Annotated in this window: 16 protein-coding genes; 4 read left to right on the forward strand and 12 right to left on the reverse strand. The window is 63.3% G+C overall.

Annotation, left to right across the window (positions count from 1 at the left end; all coding sequences use genetic code 11):
* Positions 1–3 precede the first annotated feature (3 nt).
* The 12 genes from VGL22_RS05540 to VGL22_RS05595 are packed head-to-tail and all read right to left on the reverse strand — an operon-like array spanning position 4 to position 11,621.
* Positions 4–537, reverse strand: coding sequence for a hypothetical protein (locus VGL22_RS05540; RefSeq protein ID WP_465265899.1), 534 nt, complete (start codon positions 535–537; stop codon positions 4–6).
* Between the two features lie 27 nt (positions 538–564).
* A complete protein-coding gene (locus tag VGL22_RS05545) occupies positions 565–1,698 on the reverse strand; it encodes a PASTA domain-containing protein (RefSeq protein WP_465265900.1) in 1,134 nt (377 codons plus the stop codon).
* Positions 1,699–1,710: 12 nt separating this feature from the next.
* Entirely contained in the window at positions 1,711–2,250 is a 540-nt protein-coding gene (locus VGL22_RS05550) for a hypothetical protein (RefSeq protein ID WP_465265901.1), read from the reverse strand.
* Positions 2,231–4,825, reverse strand: a complete 2,595-nt coding sequence (locus VGL22_RS05555) for a baseplate J/gp47 family protein (RefSeq protein WP_465265902.1) — start codon at positions 4,823–4,825, stop codon at positions 2,231–2,233. The genes VGL22_RS05550 and VGL22_RS05555 overlap by 20 nt, the downstream gene beginning before the upstream one ends.
* Positions 4,825–5,259, reverse strand: a complete 435-nt coding sequence (locus VGL22_RS05560; RefSeq protein ID WP_465265903.1) for a GPW/gp25 family protein — start codon at positions 5,257–5,259, stop codon at positions 4,825–4,827. The genes VGL22_RS05555 and VGL22_RS05560 overlap by 1 nt, the downstream gene beginning before the upstream one ends.
* Positions 5,259–5,594 (reverse strand): hypothetical protein, encoded by a 336-nt coding sequence (locus VGL22_RS05565; RefSeq protein ID WP_465265904.1) that lies wholly within the window; start codon positions 5,592–5,594, stop codon positions 5,259–5,261. The genes VGL22_RS05560 and VGL22_RS05565 overlap by 1 nt, the downstream gene beginning before the upstream one ends.
* Before the next feature lies 1 nt (position 5,595).
* The gene (locus VGL22_RS05570) at positions 5,596–7,152 is read right to left on the reverse strand and encodes a phage baseplate assembly protein V (RefSeq protein ID WP_465265905.1); all 1,557 of its coding nucleotides are present in this window, start codon (positions 7,150–7,152) and stop codon (positions 5,596–5,598) included.
* Positions 7,149–7,907 carry a CIS tube protein gene (locus VGL22_RS05575; protein ID WP_465265906.1) on the reverse strand — a complete coding sequence of 253 codons (759 nt, stop codon included), beginning with the start codon at positions 7,905–7,907 and terminating at the stop codon, positions 7,149–7,151. Before VGL22_RS05575 ends, VGL22_RS05570 begins: the two co-directional genes overlap by 4 nt.
* The gene (locus VGL22_RS05580) at positions 7,908–9,227 is read right to left on the reverse strand and encodes a hypothetical protein (RefSeq protein WP_465265907.1); all 1,320 of its coding nucleotides are present in this window, start codon (positions 9,225–9,227) and stop codon (positions 7,908–7,910) included. It lies immediately after the preceding gene.
* Positions 9,205–9,672: a phage tail protein gene (locus VGL22_RS05585; protein ID WP_465265908.1), complete on the reverse strand. Its 468-nt coding sequence runs from the start codon at positions 9,670–9,672 to the stop codon at positions 9,205–9,207. The genes VGL22_RS05580 and VGL22_RS05585 overlap by 23 nt, the downstream gene beginning before the upstream one ends.
* Positions 9,673–9,693: 21 nt before the next feature.
* Positions 9,694–10,935, reverse strand: a complete 1,242-nt coding sequence (locus tag VGL22_RS05590; RefSeq protein WP_465265909.1) for a phage tail sheath family protein — start codon at positions 10,933–10,935, stop codon at positions 9,694–9,696.
* Between the two features lie 2 nt (positions 10,936–10,937).
* Positions 10,938–11,621 (reverse strand): Pvc16 family protein, encoded by a 684-nt coding sequence (locus VGL22_RS05595; protein ID WP_465265910.1) that lies wholly within the window; start codon positions 11,619–11,621, stop codon positions 10,938–10,940.
* 426 nt (positions 11,622–12,047) lie between these two features.
* On the opposite strand from VGL22_RS05595, the gene VGL22_RS05600 reads away from it, so the two are divergent.
* The 4 genes from VGL22_RS05600 to VGL22_RS05615 form a co-directional block, all read left to right on the forward strand.
* Entirely contained in the window at positions 12,048–12,890 is an 843-nt protein-coding gene (locus VGL22_RS05600) for a hypothetical protein (RefSeq protein ID WP_465265911.1), read from the forward strand.
* A 122-nt stretch (positions 12,891–13,012) separates the two neighbouring features.
* Positions 13,013–13,672 carry a hypothetical protein gene (locus tag VGL22_RS05605; RefSeq protein WP_465265912.1) on the forward strand — a complete coding sequence of 220 codons (660 nt, stop codon included), beginning with the start codon at positions 13,013–13,015 and terminating at the stop codon, positions 13,670–13,672.
* Positions 13,673–13,822: 150 nt separating this feature from the next.
* Entirely contained in the window at positions 13,823–15,811 is a 1,989-nt protein-coding gene (locus VGL22_RS05610) for a caspase family protein (protein WP_465265913.1), read from the forward strand.
* A gap of 25 nt (positions 15,812–15,836) precedes the next feature.
* Positions 15,837–16,573: hypothetical protein (locus VGL22_RS05615; RefSeq protein ID WP_465265914.1), on the forward strand; the 737-nt coding region annotated here is incomplete at its 3' end.

Consider the following 16,573-nt stretch of genomic DNA (forward strand, 5'->3'; position numbering starts at 1 on the left):
CCGCTACTTCACCAGCCGCGCCACGCAGCCCTGCCCCGACTGCGTGTTCCGCCCAATCGTGATCTGCCCGCCTGAAGACAAAATCGTAAAGCTGATCTCCGTCTTCGGCTTCGCCTTGTCGGATGCCCCCAGCTTCTCTGAATCCTGCTCCTTCAGGCTGTCCAGTCCCGTGGGCGGCGCTTCGGCCGACTTGTACACCAGATGCGCGCATCGCTGCCCCCCCACAACCGGGACCGCGAACTTCGCCGACCGGAACTTGTTCTTCGCGTCCGCCGCAATCCGCAGCGAGTAGTTCGCCTGCGTTTGCATGTTGTACTGCGCAACCGCAGGCTGAATTTGCGCCACCGTCAGCTTGGGACTGAATGCGCCCAGCGCCGACCCCAGCCAACCCACCGCCGGATAGTCGTCGGCGCTGAACGTATCCGGATCCGGCGAACCGCCCGATCCCTGCGCCCCCTGGTTCTTCTTATTGCCGGTGAACATCAACGCGACAAACAACCCGGCTATAACAAGCAGCACGATGATCGCGACCTTCATGCACTCTCCATCCTCGGCACATCAGCTCTACCAGTGCGCAACCTTCGGAGCCAGAAGCCGTGCCGTAGCGCCCGTGTAAATGCAACGGCCCGCTATGACGCAAACATTTGTGGACGGGAACGTCACGGTCACCGCCGTGCCGATGGGCACCGGCGTTCCCGGCGGAATCGACTGCGCGATCGTGGGGCTGCCGGTCAGGTTGCCTGAAAATCCCGACAGCGTAAGCTGCGCTCCCTGCACCCGCCCAATCACGTCGCTGAGCCCGATCCCGGTGAGCGCCGGCACCGCCACCGTCTGCGGCGTCACGTTCACGTCGACGGCGGAATTGGTCTTCACGCTGAGGTTCACATCCGGAGACTGCTTCCAGACCACCCCGGCCGAGAAGTTGCCGTTGGGAGCGTTGGTCGCCTTTCCCAGGCTCAGATGAGCAGTCGCCAGCGTCTTCTGGGCATCCGCCACGGACTGCCCAATAATATTCGGAACCTGCACAAGCTCGGCGCCCACCGTCAGCGCAACCGTCGTGTCCACCGCAATCTTCGTGCCCTCGGGTAAGGACTGTTCCAGCACCTTATCCGCATCAGTGGCAGCTCCCACCTTGGTGACGACCGGCTGCTGAATCCGCACGTTGACCTTCGTCAGCGCCGCCGTTGCGTCCGCGATGTTCATCCCCACAACGTTCGGCACGCCTCCGCCGGACTTGCGCGCGATCAGCCATATCATCACTCCGCCCACCACCACCACCACGGCGATCACCGCGGCGATGATGCCCCAGTTGGTCTTGGGCTTCTCTTTCGCCTCCACCTTGAATGTCACCACAGGGCTTGAATCACCTTCATCCGGCCTCGCTGCCGACACCACGTCAAGGCGATAGCTATAAGTTCCCGCCACACTCTTCGGCGGCACCGCCACCGTCACCGTGAACGCGTCCTCCCCATTCACGTCCAGATGCCGCTCCGGCTTGCCCTCGATCTTTACCCAACCCTTGGTCACCGGATGATTCGGATCCACTGACGTGTTCGGCATCGCAATCAGAACCCCGCGCGCATCAATGGGAACTCTGGTGAGCGACTTCACGGTGTAATGAACGCTGCCCCGCCCCTGGCTGTCCAGCTTGAGGTTTGAAGCCCCCTCGGGAATTGAAATATCGAATAACTTCGCCATGCTTCCTCCACGTCAATCCTGAAAACTGAGTTGGTATGTCACATACGCCGGCTTTTCCAGCTCGATAATCCGCTCCAGAAGCGAGCGGTGCATCACAAGATCCTTCGGCGCCGTCACCTGAAGATGAAAAGGCATGACCGAGCCATCAGGCCCACGGACCTGTTCGTCAATCGAGAAGCCGCTCGCCCCCGTCGCAATCTCCAGAAACATCTGCAGCCCCTTCTTGGTGCCGCGCCACTCTGACAGCATGGCTGCCGACGCAATCAACTCGCGCAGCCGTCCCAGGCCGGTTGGAAACGTCTTTGAAGCGGCCGGCCCTCCGCCCCGCGACATGTCAATCAAAACCCCCAGGTCCACCCAACCGGCAAGATACGAAACAAATCCATCGGAGGTCCGCCGCGGATCGAACATCGAATCCAGACGCCCGATCGTTGCCTCCACCGGCGCGTGCAGATCCTGCATCACCTCCAGCAGCGCCGCCAGCGGATTCCCCGGCTGCGCCGTGCGCTGGTACACCCACGGAAGCAGTTTCTTAATCTGCGACTGCTTCACTCACCACCTCGATATCGTGATCTCCTGAGCAGAACAGCCAGTTCGGCGGTAGCGACACCTTATCGGTAAACACGCCGCGGGAACAACTCTCGAAATGGTCCGCACCATCGCGCGACCGAAACACCCCCGATACGCCTCCCGCCATCAGCAGGCTCCCCGCCGGGTCCGTCCCCAGTGCGTCAATGCGCTCAAACGGATGCTGCTTCGTTGACAAAGGCAAGCCGCAACGCACATCCGAGGGCTCCCACGCCGCACCGTCCGTCCGCCCCCCCAGCTTCAAAACTCCCCCGTCATACGTCCCCGCGTAAATACTCCCCTGCGCGAACACCAGATTCACGCAGCTGCCGCCCTGCCAGTTCTTGTTGTACACATCCCAGTTCGCGGCTGGCTCCTGGCCCGCCACCAGTTCAATCACCCGGCATCCCTTGCCCGGATCGCCCGCCGACGCCGCCGCCACACCCGCCCAGAGAAACAGTCTCGAACCATCGCGCTGCACCTCCAGCAACCGCACATCATCCCCGGCAAGCCCAATGTTGTTGAACGTGTTTCCCCGCCCGCCTTCCGCGGATAAGAAAGTGCCGCCCGATTCGCGCGCCGCGACGGCCACATAATAGGCCCCGCGCGTATTCCTGGCCGCTGCCACCGTGTGATACCCCACCGCCTCATCGCCGGACCGCACAAAAATCTGCAGCAACGACGCGCCCGCATCCAGCGAAAGCTCGTAGAGCCCCACATCCGTTGCCAGCAGCATCACCTGCTTCCCATCGCGCGTAATCCACGCCACATCGGTGATGGTGTAGCTCGTGCGCGCCCTCTCCTCCCAGCGCTCGCCGCAGTCCAACGAGATGTAAATGTGCGACCCCGCCGACTCCGCATCCTTTGTCCCATTCGCCCCGTTCGTAAGAACAGCCAGCAATCCCGGCACCTCCGCATTGGCGCGCGCCACCGTCACCGTCTGCTCCGCAAACTTCCCGCACGGGTCCCACCCATCGCCGCCATCCAGCGACCGGTAGAGCGTCTCATCGCGCCCCGCATACCAGGTCGCCGGCTGGAACTGGTCCGCCTCCACGCACGTCACATCCTTCTCCGGGACCTCGTCCACAACAAACTGCGGATTGTCGACATACGCCACGCTCGGCTCCGCCAGCACCGCATCGTAGAGATTCGAGATACGCAGCGCCTGCCCAAATCGCCACCCCGGATTCGAGCCCACAGCCACCGGGCTGATCGTCTCATGCAGCCGGTTCAACACCCGCTGCCGCAGCGCCACCAGGTCCTCCTCGGGATGCGCCACAATCCTCGCCTTCATCTTCACGCACTTGTAGTGCGCCCAGTTCACCAGGCACGTCGTCCCCAGAGGACGCCGCTCGTCCAGCACCTGCTGAATCTGGCTGCGCGCCTTCTCCGTCTGCAGCGCCTGCAAGTCCTCCACCTGCAGCCGTCCGCGCCGCTTGCCTTCGTCCACATACGGCACCAGAACCACCTCAACCGTTCCCGGCGCCGCAAACGTCCACAACGAAGCCCGCGTAAACGCCCGCGTGCGGCTCACTGCTCCCGACCGCGCCGCGATCAACTCAAAATCGCGCGCCGTCACCGCCCGCTCCAGGGAATGAAATTCATGCGGACCGCGCTTCAGCGCATTGTCCAGCGTCTCTTCTGACCTTCCTCCCACCGCGGCTTCAGGATTGGTCACCGACACGCCCGGAATATTGTCCTTCAGCACCGTCAGCGTGTTGGCCGCCACATTGCCCGCCTGGCCTCCGCCGCGGCAATACCACGCGCGAATCTCGCGCCCCGTCGCAGGTACCGCTGCCAACGCCTGCGGAACCTCACCCAGCGTTCCATCCGCGCCTGTAATCCTCACCGCCGGTGCGAACGTAATCACGCCCGACATCCTGTCCAGCACGTAGACAAACGGATCGGGCCCCGTGTCCGTAAAGTTCTGCACCTCCCGCCATGTGCGGTAGAACTTGCCGTTCAGCTCCCTGCCTGAGAGCCGCGCCGTTCTCTCCTCATCGCTGGCTTCAATGCCCACCGTGATGTCCATGTCGCTGCCAATGCGCGCCACCACCGGCGGACGCGTCACCTTGTAGGCTTGCCCCGGGGCTCCGGTTCCCGTTCCCAGAAGCTCGCCCTCAATTAACTCGCAATGCAGCGCCGCTACTTCCCCCTTCGTCTCTCCTGCCGGGATGAGCACGCTCTGCTCCGTCACAAACACCGGCGCTTCCCCGCGGCTTCCCACCCTCGCAATCGTCACCCGCGTGCCGCGCGGGATCTCCATCGCCTTCGGCAGCGCCTGCGACAACGTGAACGCCAGGTTCACCGTCGCCGATGCCGGAGGCATCAGCGTCACCCCCAGAAGCCGCAGAAACTCGACATATGCCTTTTCCGGGACACGATTAAACCGGTAGATCAGCGTCTCCGTCAGATACGCGAATACCTCCACCAGCGCCATCCCCGGATCGCCGATTGACAGATCGGTCCACGCCGGGCAAGCCCCCGCAATGCGCGACCGCGCCTCCTCTACAAGCTGCGCGAAACTACGATCATCCAGGTTCGGTGTAGGCAGCGGCATCAGGTGCGTTCTCCCATCAAATCGAACGGAAACGTCAGCTCATCCGCTCGTTGCGTAGCCTTCACGCGGTACTCCAGCACAATCTCAAGCCGCCCCGCAGACATCGCATTCTCGTCGCGCAGCGCGTCAATCCGCAGCACATCCACCCGCGGCTCAAAACGCGTGAGCGCCTGCCGCACATAATGAATCGCCAGACCCGCCGTAGTCTCATCGTTCGGCGCAAAAATCAGCCGATGCAGATTGCACCCGTAGTGCGGATGCATCACCCTCTCCCCCGGGCGCGTGGACAGCAGCAGCAGCAGCGCCTGTCGCACCGCGGCATGCTCCTCCACCATCTCCGCCTTGCCCAGGCTCGACACGCGCAGCCCCGCCGCGCCATCTGCCTTGTCAAAGTCGGGATGCACAAATCTCCACGCTCGAAAGCGGCCTTCCATCACTTCTCCGATACAAAGTCCTGCCCCGGTGTGCGCACCACGTAAAGCACCACGCCCGGCGGCGTTCCGTCCGTCAATCCAGTCACCGACTGCAAACAGATCCTGTGACCATCCACGCGAATAAATTCCGAATACCCCTTGATCACCGGCAGCGTCAGCAAACACGGCTTGAATGGCACAGTGCTCGGGCAGTGCGAAATCGACCGGCCCACCGGATCGTCCTCCACCAGCACGCGCCGCTTCTCAACCGTTAGCCAATCCTGGCTCGGCCGGTTCTTCACGTGCCCCGGCCCGTGCTTGCAATAAACACCCGCGTCTTCCGTGATCACCAGCATCTCAACCCTTCCTGAAATCAATCGTGCTTGCGGTAATCACAATGGCCTTGCCCGGCGCCTCAATCTCCAGGTCCACAGCCGCGTGCACACTCACCTTCTTCGGCGACAGCTCCACAACGTTCCCCGTCTTGTCCTCCATGCGAATCGAAGACGCGCCATCATCCAGCCGAATCTTCTGCCCACCCGGAGTCGCGATCGTGTAGCGCCGCACTGCGGTCCCTTCCACACCGAAGTCCGCCCCACCCTTCGTCCCGTACAACCCGCCCAGCACCACGCCCAGCGATGGATCGCCCTCAATCAGCAGCACCAGGACCTCATCCCCCACATCCGGCAGCGCCACCACGCCCTTGCCGCTGCCCGCGCCCGGAGCCAGCACGCCCATCCATCCCGTCTCCACCTCGCCCATTGCCGGAAGAGCCACCTGCACGCGCCCATAGTTTTCCGGGTCATCCACGCGCGTCACCCGTCCCCATGCCACCGACGCCGACTTCGATCGCCGATCGAGCGCCGGAGCTTCCGTCGAAATCTCCGAAACAAATCCGCTCTGCCGGTTCAGCGTGTGCTTCACTGACGTCAGCACATACTGCCCTTCAAATGCGCTCGCCACGCCCGACACATCAATCCGCGCGCCCGGCACCAGCTCCGCGTTGCCCTCCGCCACGCCCCACAGCGTAGCCTCCCGCGCCGTCCTGATATCCAGCTCCGCCTGCGCCACCGCCTCCGCGTGCCCATCATCGGGAAACGACTCGCCCGTAAGCGTGCGCTCGCCACCTTCGCCAAAACTGTCCGGCCCCGCCGCCGCCTGAATACTGCGCCCGCTTCGCGCACCAGACACCGTGCCCTCGTGCGCCTCCACGCGCGACGCATCCCATCCCCGCGCCGTCACTGAGCGGCATGCCTGCTCCCCATTCAGCTCCACGCGCACTTCCAGCAGCGACCGCCCCAGCTCCAGCGCAATCGCATCGCCGCTGCCCTCCAGCGTCACCATGCGCAGCACATCGTCATCCAGCGCGAGGTACAAACCCACCCGCCGCGCTTCCTCCACCAGCATCTCGAAATCCGACTGCTGATGCTGGATAATCCGCCGAATCACCGGCCCCGGATCATCCGCTTCCACCGTCAGCCCCAGGTCGGAAACCAGGTCCCGCGCCAGGTCCTGTGGCGTCACCTCCACGTGTACCTTCACCGGCTGCCGCTTCCTCAGGTGGTGCAACGCGTCATACCCGCGCACCCGCACCACCTCCGCGGCGTTCGGCTCATACTCATACTCAATCGACGTCACCTCTCCGTCGAACAACGACTGCGACGTCGGCGTCACTGCGATGCGAAGCTTCGCACCCACCGCAATTGAGCCCAGATCGCCCAGATGCTCGCGATCCGCGCGAAACGTCAGCTCGCACCGGCTCGGCTGCGACAACCGCCGCTGCACCTGGATATCCTCGAGCGCGCCCGCCAGTTCCTGCGGCAGCGTCTCGCCGTTTACCTCCAGGTCATACTGCGGCAGAATCGCAACGCCGCTCCCCACGCTCCCCGCAACGGTGTTCGCAGCAGTGCTCATGCCTCGCCCCCCGTCGCCGACTCCGGCGGAACCGCCAGCAGCCTCCCCGGCGCTACATCCCACGGATCGTCAATGTCGTTGAAGTTCGCAATCCTGCGCCACCACGTCGGATTCCCATACATGCGATACGCCACTTCATCCAGGCGTTCGGTCGTCTGCCCGCCGCCCTCGTCTCCGCCGTCCTCGCCCGATCCCGTCATCTCAAAAAAACGCAGATCCTCGATCGCCACATCCTCGGCAACCGGCAACTCCGACACCACCACATCCTCAACCCAGTTCTCCACCATCTGCAGCAGCGGCGAGCTCACCCGCTGCAGCCGCATCCGCAGCCAGCTCCGCTGCGGCGCACCCTCAGGATTGAAATACTCCAGCCGCTCCGCCAGCGCCGTCACCACCCCCAGCACATTCCACGCCTTGCCCCACACAAACCGCACCAGCGGCGCCTGCCCGCTCCCGTCGTCCGCGTTGCTGCCCTCGGCAAGCCGCGCCAGCGGACCCGTCAGCGACCGCACATCCTCCGTCACGTTCTCCGGCCCAACCAGCGACGTGTCGAACAGCAGATCCAGCAGCATTTCCGTCGTGCCCCCGCCGGTGTAAAGCAGCGGATCATCCTTGAGCGCCATCGCGCTCAGCGGTCCCGTTGACGAGCGCCGATGATGCACGCCCGCCTGCCTGCGCACCACCACGCTCGCCGGATTCAGCAGGCAGTCGATCCGCTCTCCGGTCTTCTCCACAAGGAACGACGCGCGCTCCACTTAGAACTCCCCTCGCTGTTCGCGATCCACGCGCATCGCGCGCTCCCACTGCCGCATGCTCCGCGACATCTCCACACCCGCGGAGTCAGGCGCGGCGGGAAGCTCCGGCCACAAATCGCGCATATCCTCCGGCCACTGCTCTTCAGCCGCCATGCTCTGTGCAGAACGGCTCGACCCCGTCATCGGCAACCGCATCTGCGGAAACCCACGCTCCGCGGGCGAATGCGCCCACACCCCATGCGCAACGGAAGACCGCACCGGCTCCCTGCGCGCCATCCCCGCAACTTGCGCAGCCTCCGCATCTCCGCTCCCGGAGCGCACAAACCGCGAAGCCGCCTCCGTCCGCGCGCGTTCTCCAAAGACTTCAGGCCACAACTCCGCGGGCGACGGCCTCACCAGCCGCACGTTGTCCCTGGGAGGCTCACTCTCCCGCACACTTCCAACCTCGGCATGCTCCACACCTGGCCACACCCGCGCCTTCGCGTTCACGCTCGCATGCGCATGTGCATGTGCATTTGCTGCTGCTTCTGCTTTTCTTTCTGTCATTCCCGCAGGGAATCTGCTGTCCAGCTCAATCCCGGCGCGCTCATCCCCTGCATTGGCCTTTGCTCTTGCTTCTGCTTTTCTTTCTGTCCTTCCCGAAGAGAATCTGCTGTTCGACTCAATCCCCGCCTGCTTATCACTCGCGCGCGGAATCGCCTTCGCCTTTGTATCTGCTCCCGCCTTTGCTTCTGCTTTTGCTCTTGCTTTTCTGTCTGTCATTCCCGAAGGCAATCTGCTGTCCAGCTCAATCCCCGCATGCTTATCGCTCGCGCCTGAACCCGCGTTTGCCTTTGCGCCGGCTTCCGCTCCCAATTTGCCATCCGGAGCATTGCCAGGGGCCTGCTGCTGCATTCTCGCCGTTTCGGGTGGAACCCGGTGCCGTGCGCGGCTGCCGTCCAACTCCCTTCGGCCAATCCCCTTCGACTCAGCAAACAACGGAACCCGCATCCGCGTCTCGCCCTCAGCCGGAAACAACGGCCGGGCTTCCACGCCCATGCGCGGCGTGCCTCCGTCCTCCGGCTGCACCAGCAACTCCGGCGCACCCGCCCGCACCCGCTCCAGCCAATCTGCCGGCGGTCCGCCACCCGTCAGCAATCCATCCGCGACACTCCCCTCGCCCTGCGAACCCGCGTCCGCAGCCGGCGCGGCCTCCTGCGCGGCAGCCTCTCTCGGCTCCAGATAATCGTCAAGCCAGTCGCGCAGGCGCCGCGCAATCCGCACCGACCACCCGCGGTTCGAGCGTGACTCCGGATTTTCAGGAACGAACGATGCTTTCATAAACCAGCGTCAGCTCCTCAATCGCAACTTCACGGCCCAGCGCATCCAGCGGAGCCGCGCGCCACCGCGACGGCCACGCGTTCGACAGGTTCCAGCGCAGCTTTTCCGCCACCCCATCCGAGTCCAGCAGCACAATGGCCACAGTCCTGCGATCCACCTTCCCGCTCACCCCGCTCATCATCCAGTCGAATAGATCCCTCGAATTCGACAGGCCATAGCGCAGCGTGATGTCGCAGTACTGCACCTGCCCCGGAAGCCGATGCACAATCTGCTGCATCCCGCCCTCGCGATACGAGATCGCATCCACCGTCACGCACATGTCGCTGCAATACGTGAAATGACCTTCCACCACGCCGCGTATCTGAATCTGGAAGTTATACGAGCGGTACGGATCAATAAACGTTCCAGGCTGCGCGCCCGCATTCGTCTCACCAGCATCAGGCATGTCTCTCTCCTCGTCTTCGCTCTAGATGATTTCCGCACTGCCGCCGCCGGCGTGCTGTCCGATGCGGATGATCACAAACTCCGCCGGCTTGCTGGGCGCAAACCCGATCACCACCACCACCTGCCCCGCATCCACCACCTCGGGCGGATTGGTCTCGGCATCGCACTTCACAAAAAAGGCCTCTTCAGGACTCCCGCCCCTCAGTGCCCCGTCACGCCACACCCGCGTCAAAAAATTCGAAATTTCAAACCGCAGCGTCTTCCATAAACCCAGATCGTTCGGCTCAAACACCGCCCACGTCGTGGCCCGCAAGATCGATTCTTCCAGCATGATCGTGAGCCGCCGCACATTCACATAGCGCCACTCGCTTGACTCCTCCGCCAGCGTCCGCGCGCCCCACACCAGCACCCCGTCGCGCCGGAAGAAACGAATCACATTGATCCCCGCCGAATTCAAATCCGCCTGCTCCGCATCCGTCACGCGATACGTCAGGTTCAGCACCCCGCGCAACGACACGTTGGCCGGCGCCTTGTGCACCCCGCGCTCTTTATCGGTCCGCGCATACACGCCCGCCATAAATCCCGACGGCGATGTCAGCACCAGGTCGCCCTTGGCTGAAAGCGGATCCGCAATCACCAGGTTGGGATAGTAGATCGCGGCCCTGCCATCTTTGCTCACCCGCGGCCGAAGGCCCGCAGGCGGCGGTGCGCTTCCCGCATCTCCATCGCCGCCGGCCGCCCCCTTCTTGCCTCCGCTGGGCGGCACAGGCGCGGCCTCCACCGTTTTCAGCAGATCCACATCCGGCACCGTCGCCGGCGGGTCGAGAATCACAAAGCAGTTGCCCATCTTCTCCGCATGCGTCTGCAGCGCCTCGTGCGCGCCCACATCCGAGTAGCCCGGCGCCGCCACAATCGACACATCGTCGACCTCCTCCAGCAGCTTCAGGCCCGTGCGCCTCGGCTTCTCCACACCCCCAATCGCATCTCCCGCCGCGATATTCACCACGTAACAGCGACTTCCGCCGTTCTGGAAAAATCCCGCCACCGCATGCGAAAGAGCTGTGCTCACCCCGGCGTCAGCCGGCACATACTCCTTCACGAACTGCGACCAGCTGTTCACCGCATAGGCCTCGTTGAGGTGTGCATCTGCCCGCGGCGCAACTCCTACAAACGCCGCCGTGCTCGTGCCCACAGCTTCAACCGTCCGCTCGCCGGGTATCTCCTCAATCCTGACCCCGGGACTCATGTGATACGTACTGGGCATCGTCAGTTCTCCAATGGAGTGAAGTGGATGACGAAGGGTTCTTCCTCATCCGGGAAAGAGCCTTCGCAGCGAATCGTCAGTTCACGCCCCTTGGCGCGAACACGCAACGTCTTTGCACCCTGAGACGGAACCGAGGAAAATAAAAACCTCCCCCGGTAGTCCGCGCTCACTGAAAGCGCCATGGCAGGAATATCAACCAGCGAACCGGAAAGAGGCGTATCGCCCGGCCCCAGAACCACACCGTAAAACTGAACCATCGTCGTCGCTGCAATCTGCAGCTTCTGCCGGACCATCTTGCTCGGCGTCTCCGTCCGCGCCTGCCGCAGCGGCAACCTCACCACAAACGACGGCACCGGCGGAACGCCGAATGCCGTCCATAACGCGGCCGGCAACGGCTCCATCTCCACCTGAAACTCCGCATTCCCCAAGGCAGAAAACGCCAGCTCCGTCAGCAGTTGATGCGCATCTTCCGGCGTCTCCGCCCAGGCCGTCACCAGGTACCGAAGAGTCAATTGCAATGGCGCTGGCTTCGCCGTCACATGCCCCGGCGTGTGCAGAACATCCATCAGGTACACACTCACCCCCCGGCCCGCATTCTTCGCAGCCGGCGGCGCAAGCGTGCACGTCAAACCCGGATGGACGCGCTCCGCCCAGTCGATGATCGGACGATCTACCGGATCGGCCATCGGTTCAAGCACTCGGCAATCTGTTGGAATCATCCTCGGCGGATGCGAGACTCAGTCTGCTCTTGAAGGCAGCCTTGAATTCCGAACTCCCAGTTGCCGGGTCGCACCTTTCTGCGGACCCAAGGGGAAAAAGGCAGACACTGCAGTTCTGTGAGCGCAAAAATATCCGACTGCACGACACAAGTCAAGCGAATCGTCACACATGCGCACACAACCGCGCCATTTACCTTTGCCGCTGCCGTTCGCCGCGCCGCTCGTTCGAAAAAACTCTGGACGCTCGAACACGTCTCCTGTAACATCTGCTCCTGCAGCCGTCACAATCGGCGTTTCAAAACCACAGGTTCATGCGAGGTAGTTTCCCCGCAACACCTTCCCTCGCGGAAATCTGAACAGCGCACTATGAATTCGCTCAACCCCGGTGCCGCCATGAGACGAAGCTCCCTCGCGTTTCTCGCCCTGGCGACAGTGCTCGCAGGAGCCCAGGCAACTGGCGCTCCCCAGAATGCAGCCTCGGACGCAGCCTCTCGGACAGTCAAAATCACGCGCGTCGTGCGAATCCCGCTCCGAACCGTCGCGGCCCATGAGACTGCACAAGACTCAAACCTTCAGCTTCCCGATCTGGCAGTAAGCAAAGGCGGCGACGACGAGCCCCCGCAGGGCCCGGACAGCTTCGATGTGTCCGCCGACGGCGGCTTCCTCATTACCGATCCGCTCATGCAGAGACTCGCCCGCTACAGCTCCGATGGCCGCTTCCTCCAATCCGTGCCGCTGGACTTTGTCCCCGCCGGCGTTACCCTCCGCCCCGATGGCGCCGCGGAAATCAAGGCCGCGCATTCGAACGACGTCTTCCTCCTCGACCCTGGCGGCCAGATCCATCGCTCTGAATCCCTGCCGCCCCGCGAAGCCGCCAAAGTCACATCGCCCCATGAAGGCCTGGTCTGGCGCACCGCTGCAGGTTCCGACGCCATCCACGTCCACCTTGAAAACCCCGCCCTCACCCTGCTCTCCCTGCAGTTGCTTGCGGCAGGCGATGACGGCAGCGCCTACGTCGCCCTCGAAAGCACCTCCGGCCAGAGCGATCAAGGCATCGACGTCAAAAAAAGCGTCCGCCGCTATTCTTCCGGCGGAAAACTCATCAGCCAGACCGGCAACATGCCGCTGGATTACTACATCGCTCCCAACGACGAACTGCGCGTACACAAAGGCATCGTCTACCAGCTCATGACCACCGCGTCTGAAGTCGAAATCAATGTGTGGGATTTGAATTAACTGATTCGAATTGTCCCTGCTGTACTTCCCCGGCTCTTCGCGCCAACTCGCTGACTCGCCGCGTCGCCGCAGGCGATGCCAACTTGATCGATGGAAGCAACCACCTGCATCGAGGAATTGAAATGTTCCGCTCTCATCCAATGCGTTTCTCGATCGCTCTGCTTCTGCTCTCTGCCTCCATGCTCTGTGCCCAGGGCAGCCCCACCGGCCCGGTCACGCGCATCCCGGCCACCACGCGCGCTGACGTGGTCCGCCGCGCCAAAGAGCTGGCCGGCCATCAATGGACCTGCAAAACCGCCAACCTCCAGGCCTCCTGTTCCAGCCGCTATCGCAGCGACTGGAAATCTGGCCAGCTCATCACCGGCCTTCCCTACGGCTGGGGCAAAATGGACGACATCGCCCTCTTCGATCGCAAGCTCGCCCAGGGCCTTGCCGCCGGCGGCCACAGCCAGCTCGGCGTCCTCTCCTGCACCGCCGGCATCGATTGCTCCGGCTTCGTTACCTACTGCTGGGGACTCAAGGCCGGCAGCCACGCCTACAGCACCAGCAGCCTCCGCCTCATCGCCGGCAAACCCAAATACAACTGGTACTCCGACATGAAACCCGGCGACGCCCTCGTCAAACCCGGCTCCCACGTCGTTCTCTTCATGGGCTACAACGCTGACGGCACCATCAACGTCTGCGAAGCCTCCGGCAGCGCCGCCCGCGTCCTCTGCCACCCCCGCGCCTGGTCGCTCTACAAAGGCTACTTCCCAGTTCAGTACAAAGGCATCGATGACTAACCGCCAACATCACTGACAACTTGTCATTCTGAACGCAGTGAAAAACCCGCTCTTGCTTTTGCTCTTGCTTTTGCTTTTCTTTCTGTCATTCCCGCAGGGAATCCGCTTTTGCTTCCCCCGGGTCCGATCCCCCCCTCGCACGAGGACCGCATGCCAACACCGAAACGCCTCGCCCTGTTCACTCTCGCCCTGCTCCTCTGCCTCACCCCCTTCGCGCTCTCGCAGGAGGATCAGCCCACCGCCCGCGATGCCGGCGGCAGCCACAACAAATACGCCCTCCTCATCGGCATCAACAATTACCAATACCCCAACGCCGTCTCCCCGCTGGCCGGCTCCGTCAACGACGTCGAAGACATGCGCCAGCTCCTCATCGGCAAATTCGGCTTCCCGCCTGAAAACATCCTCAGCCTCACCAACGCCCAGGCCACCCACGCCGCCATCCTCAACGCCATCAAAACCCAGCTCATCGCCAAAGCCCACCCGGGCGACATCGTCGTCTTCCACTACAGCGGCCACGGCTCGCAGATGAAAGACGTCACCGGCGCCATGGCCAGCGGCCTCGATGAAACCATCGTCCCCTACGACTCCCGCGACCCCCAGGGCAAAGTCTTCGACATCAGCGGCGCCGAGCTCCATCCCCTCCTCGTCCAGCTCGCCTCCAAAACCAGCAACGTCACCTTCATCCTCGACAGTTGCCACTCCGGCACCCTGGTCCGCGGCGCCCGCGTGCGCTCCATTCCGCCCGATACCCGCGAAGTCTCCCCCGCCGCCGTCGCCGAAATCAAGTCCGCCTCCCGCAACGTCAGCCCCGCCGACACCGCCGCCAGCCCTAAGTTCGCCTTCATCTCCGCAGCCACCTCGCGCGAAAGTGCCTTTGAACACGTCGCCGACGGCAAAGATCACGGCGCCCTCACCTTCTTCCTCGGCCAGCAGCTTCGCTCCGCCCGCGCCGGCGCCACCTGGCGCGACGTCATGGACAACGTCATCGGCAACGTTGCCGCCGTCTACCCCAATCAGCACGTCTCCCTTGAAGGCGTCGAGCAGGATCAGTTCGTCTTTGGCGACGGCGCCAGCCTCGCCCGTAACTACGTCGTCGCATCCCCCTCCCTCGACGATCCACGCCACATCACCCTCGGCGTCGGCCAAGTCGAAGGCGCCACCGTCGGATCCACCTACGACATCTATCCGCCCGGCAGCAAAAAATTCGCCCCGCCTGAAAAGCCTTTGACCCGCGTCCGCCTCACCGCCGTCTCCGCGCTGAGCTCTGAAGCCGCCGTCACCGCCGCCGGCGTCAAGATCCCCTCCGCCTCCCGCGCCGTCGAGCGCGAACATCGCTACGGCGCCGCCAAAATGCGCGTCTACCTTGACGGCCCCCAGGACTCGCAATCCCTGCAAGCTCTCCGCACCGCCCTCGAACCCGTCAAGTACATCGAAATCGTCACCAACCCCACCCTCTGCAACATGCAGGTGCGCCAGAGCGGCGGAACCCTCCAGACCCTCGGCGCTGACTCCTCCACCCGCTCCACGCCCGTACCCCTCACTGATCCCGACGCAGCCACCCGCGTCGCCGACCAGCTCAAGCTCTGGGCAAAGTGGTTCAGCGTCCTCTCCATCCGCAACGCGCAGTCCGATATCGCCGTGTCCTTCATCCTCAAAGGCCACCAGACCCGCGACCCCATGGCCAAGGTCGGCCGTCCCGATGCAGGAGTCAAAGAAGGCGAAATCGTTGACGCCACCCTCACCAACAACTACGAGCGCGACCTCTACGTCGCCATTCTCGATCTCTCCAGTGACGGCAGCGTGGCCGTGGTCTATCCCGCGCAGGAGGGCTCGCAGGCCGTCCTCAAGCCAGGAACCAACCTCACCCGCTCCCTGCGCCCCTCCGTCCCCAAAGGCCGATCCACCGTCACTGACGTGCTCAAGGTCTTCGCCAGCTTCAAGCCCATCAATCTGCGTCCCCTCACCCAGAATCAGATCCGCGGCCTCGACGACATTCCGGCCAGCGACGATCCCTTGCAGCAGCTATTAGACGAAGCCGGCGGTACCACCCGCAGCGTCGAAGTCGTCTCCAGCGGTCCCATCGACCTCGGCTCATGGACTACCGCGCAACGTGTGCTCGTAATCCGGCGCGCCCAATAGGTCACGCGCGCCTGAGGAGCTAACTATGTCTGGCTTCCTGCCCTATCGCGGCTTTGTCGTCTGGCTCGGCGGAACCGTCCTGGTTCTCGGCGCCTTCATGATCTTTTTCTTCGCCGGCTGGCCCGGAGATGCAAACGGATGCCTCTGGGGTGATGACACCCCCGCCGCCAACGGCGCCGCCGCCTTCATCCCCCCCTCCCCGCACGCCAGCCGCGCCGTGCTCAACGCTTACACCGCCCTCAAAAACAAAGTCGCCAAAGACAATACCTGCTACTGCGAAGCCTTCTCCGTCCCTGACGCCGCCCTCGGCCCCCCAGGCGTTCGCCAGAAAATCAACACCTGGTTCAACCTCTACTCCATCCTCACTGCCTTCCTCATCGCCCTCGGCGTCTACTACTCGCGGAGTGACGGCTCCAGCTCCAAGCTCATCGAGAACGACTCCCTCATGCCCGACACCTACATCTTCGCGGCCCTCTTTCTGGGACTCGGAAGCATGTGGTTCCACGGATCCATGAAAGAGTGGGCCGGCATGTTCGATACCCTCTCCATGTATCTCTTCACCGGATTCCTCGTCTTCTTCACCATCCGCCGCCTCTGGGACAACGCCATCTTCTTCTGGATCGCCTTCCCCGCCACCGCCCTGGCCTTCACCATCGTTGGAGAAATCATCTCCGCCGCCAACCACGGCGCCAACGTCTCGGAGTACCTGATCCTCGTCCTGGTCGGAACCTACCTCGTCTTTGAATCCATCCTCTGGTTCAA

Origin of the sequence: Occallatibacter sp., from assembly GCF_036502485.1 — a bacterium.
In the GTDB taxonomy this organism is placed as follows: Bacteria; Acidobacteriota; Terriglobia; order Terriglobales; family Acidobacteriaceae; genus Telmatobacter.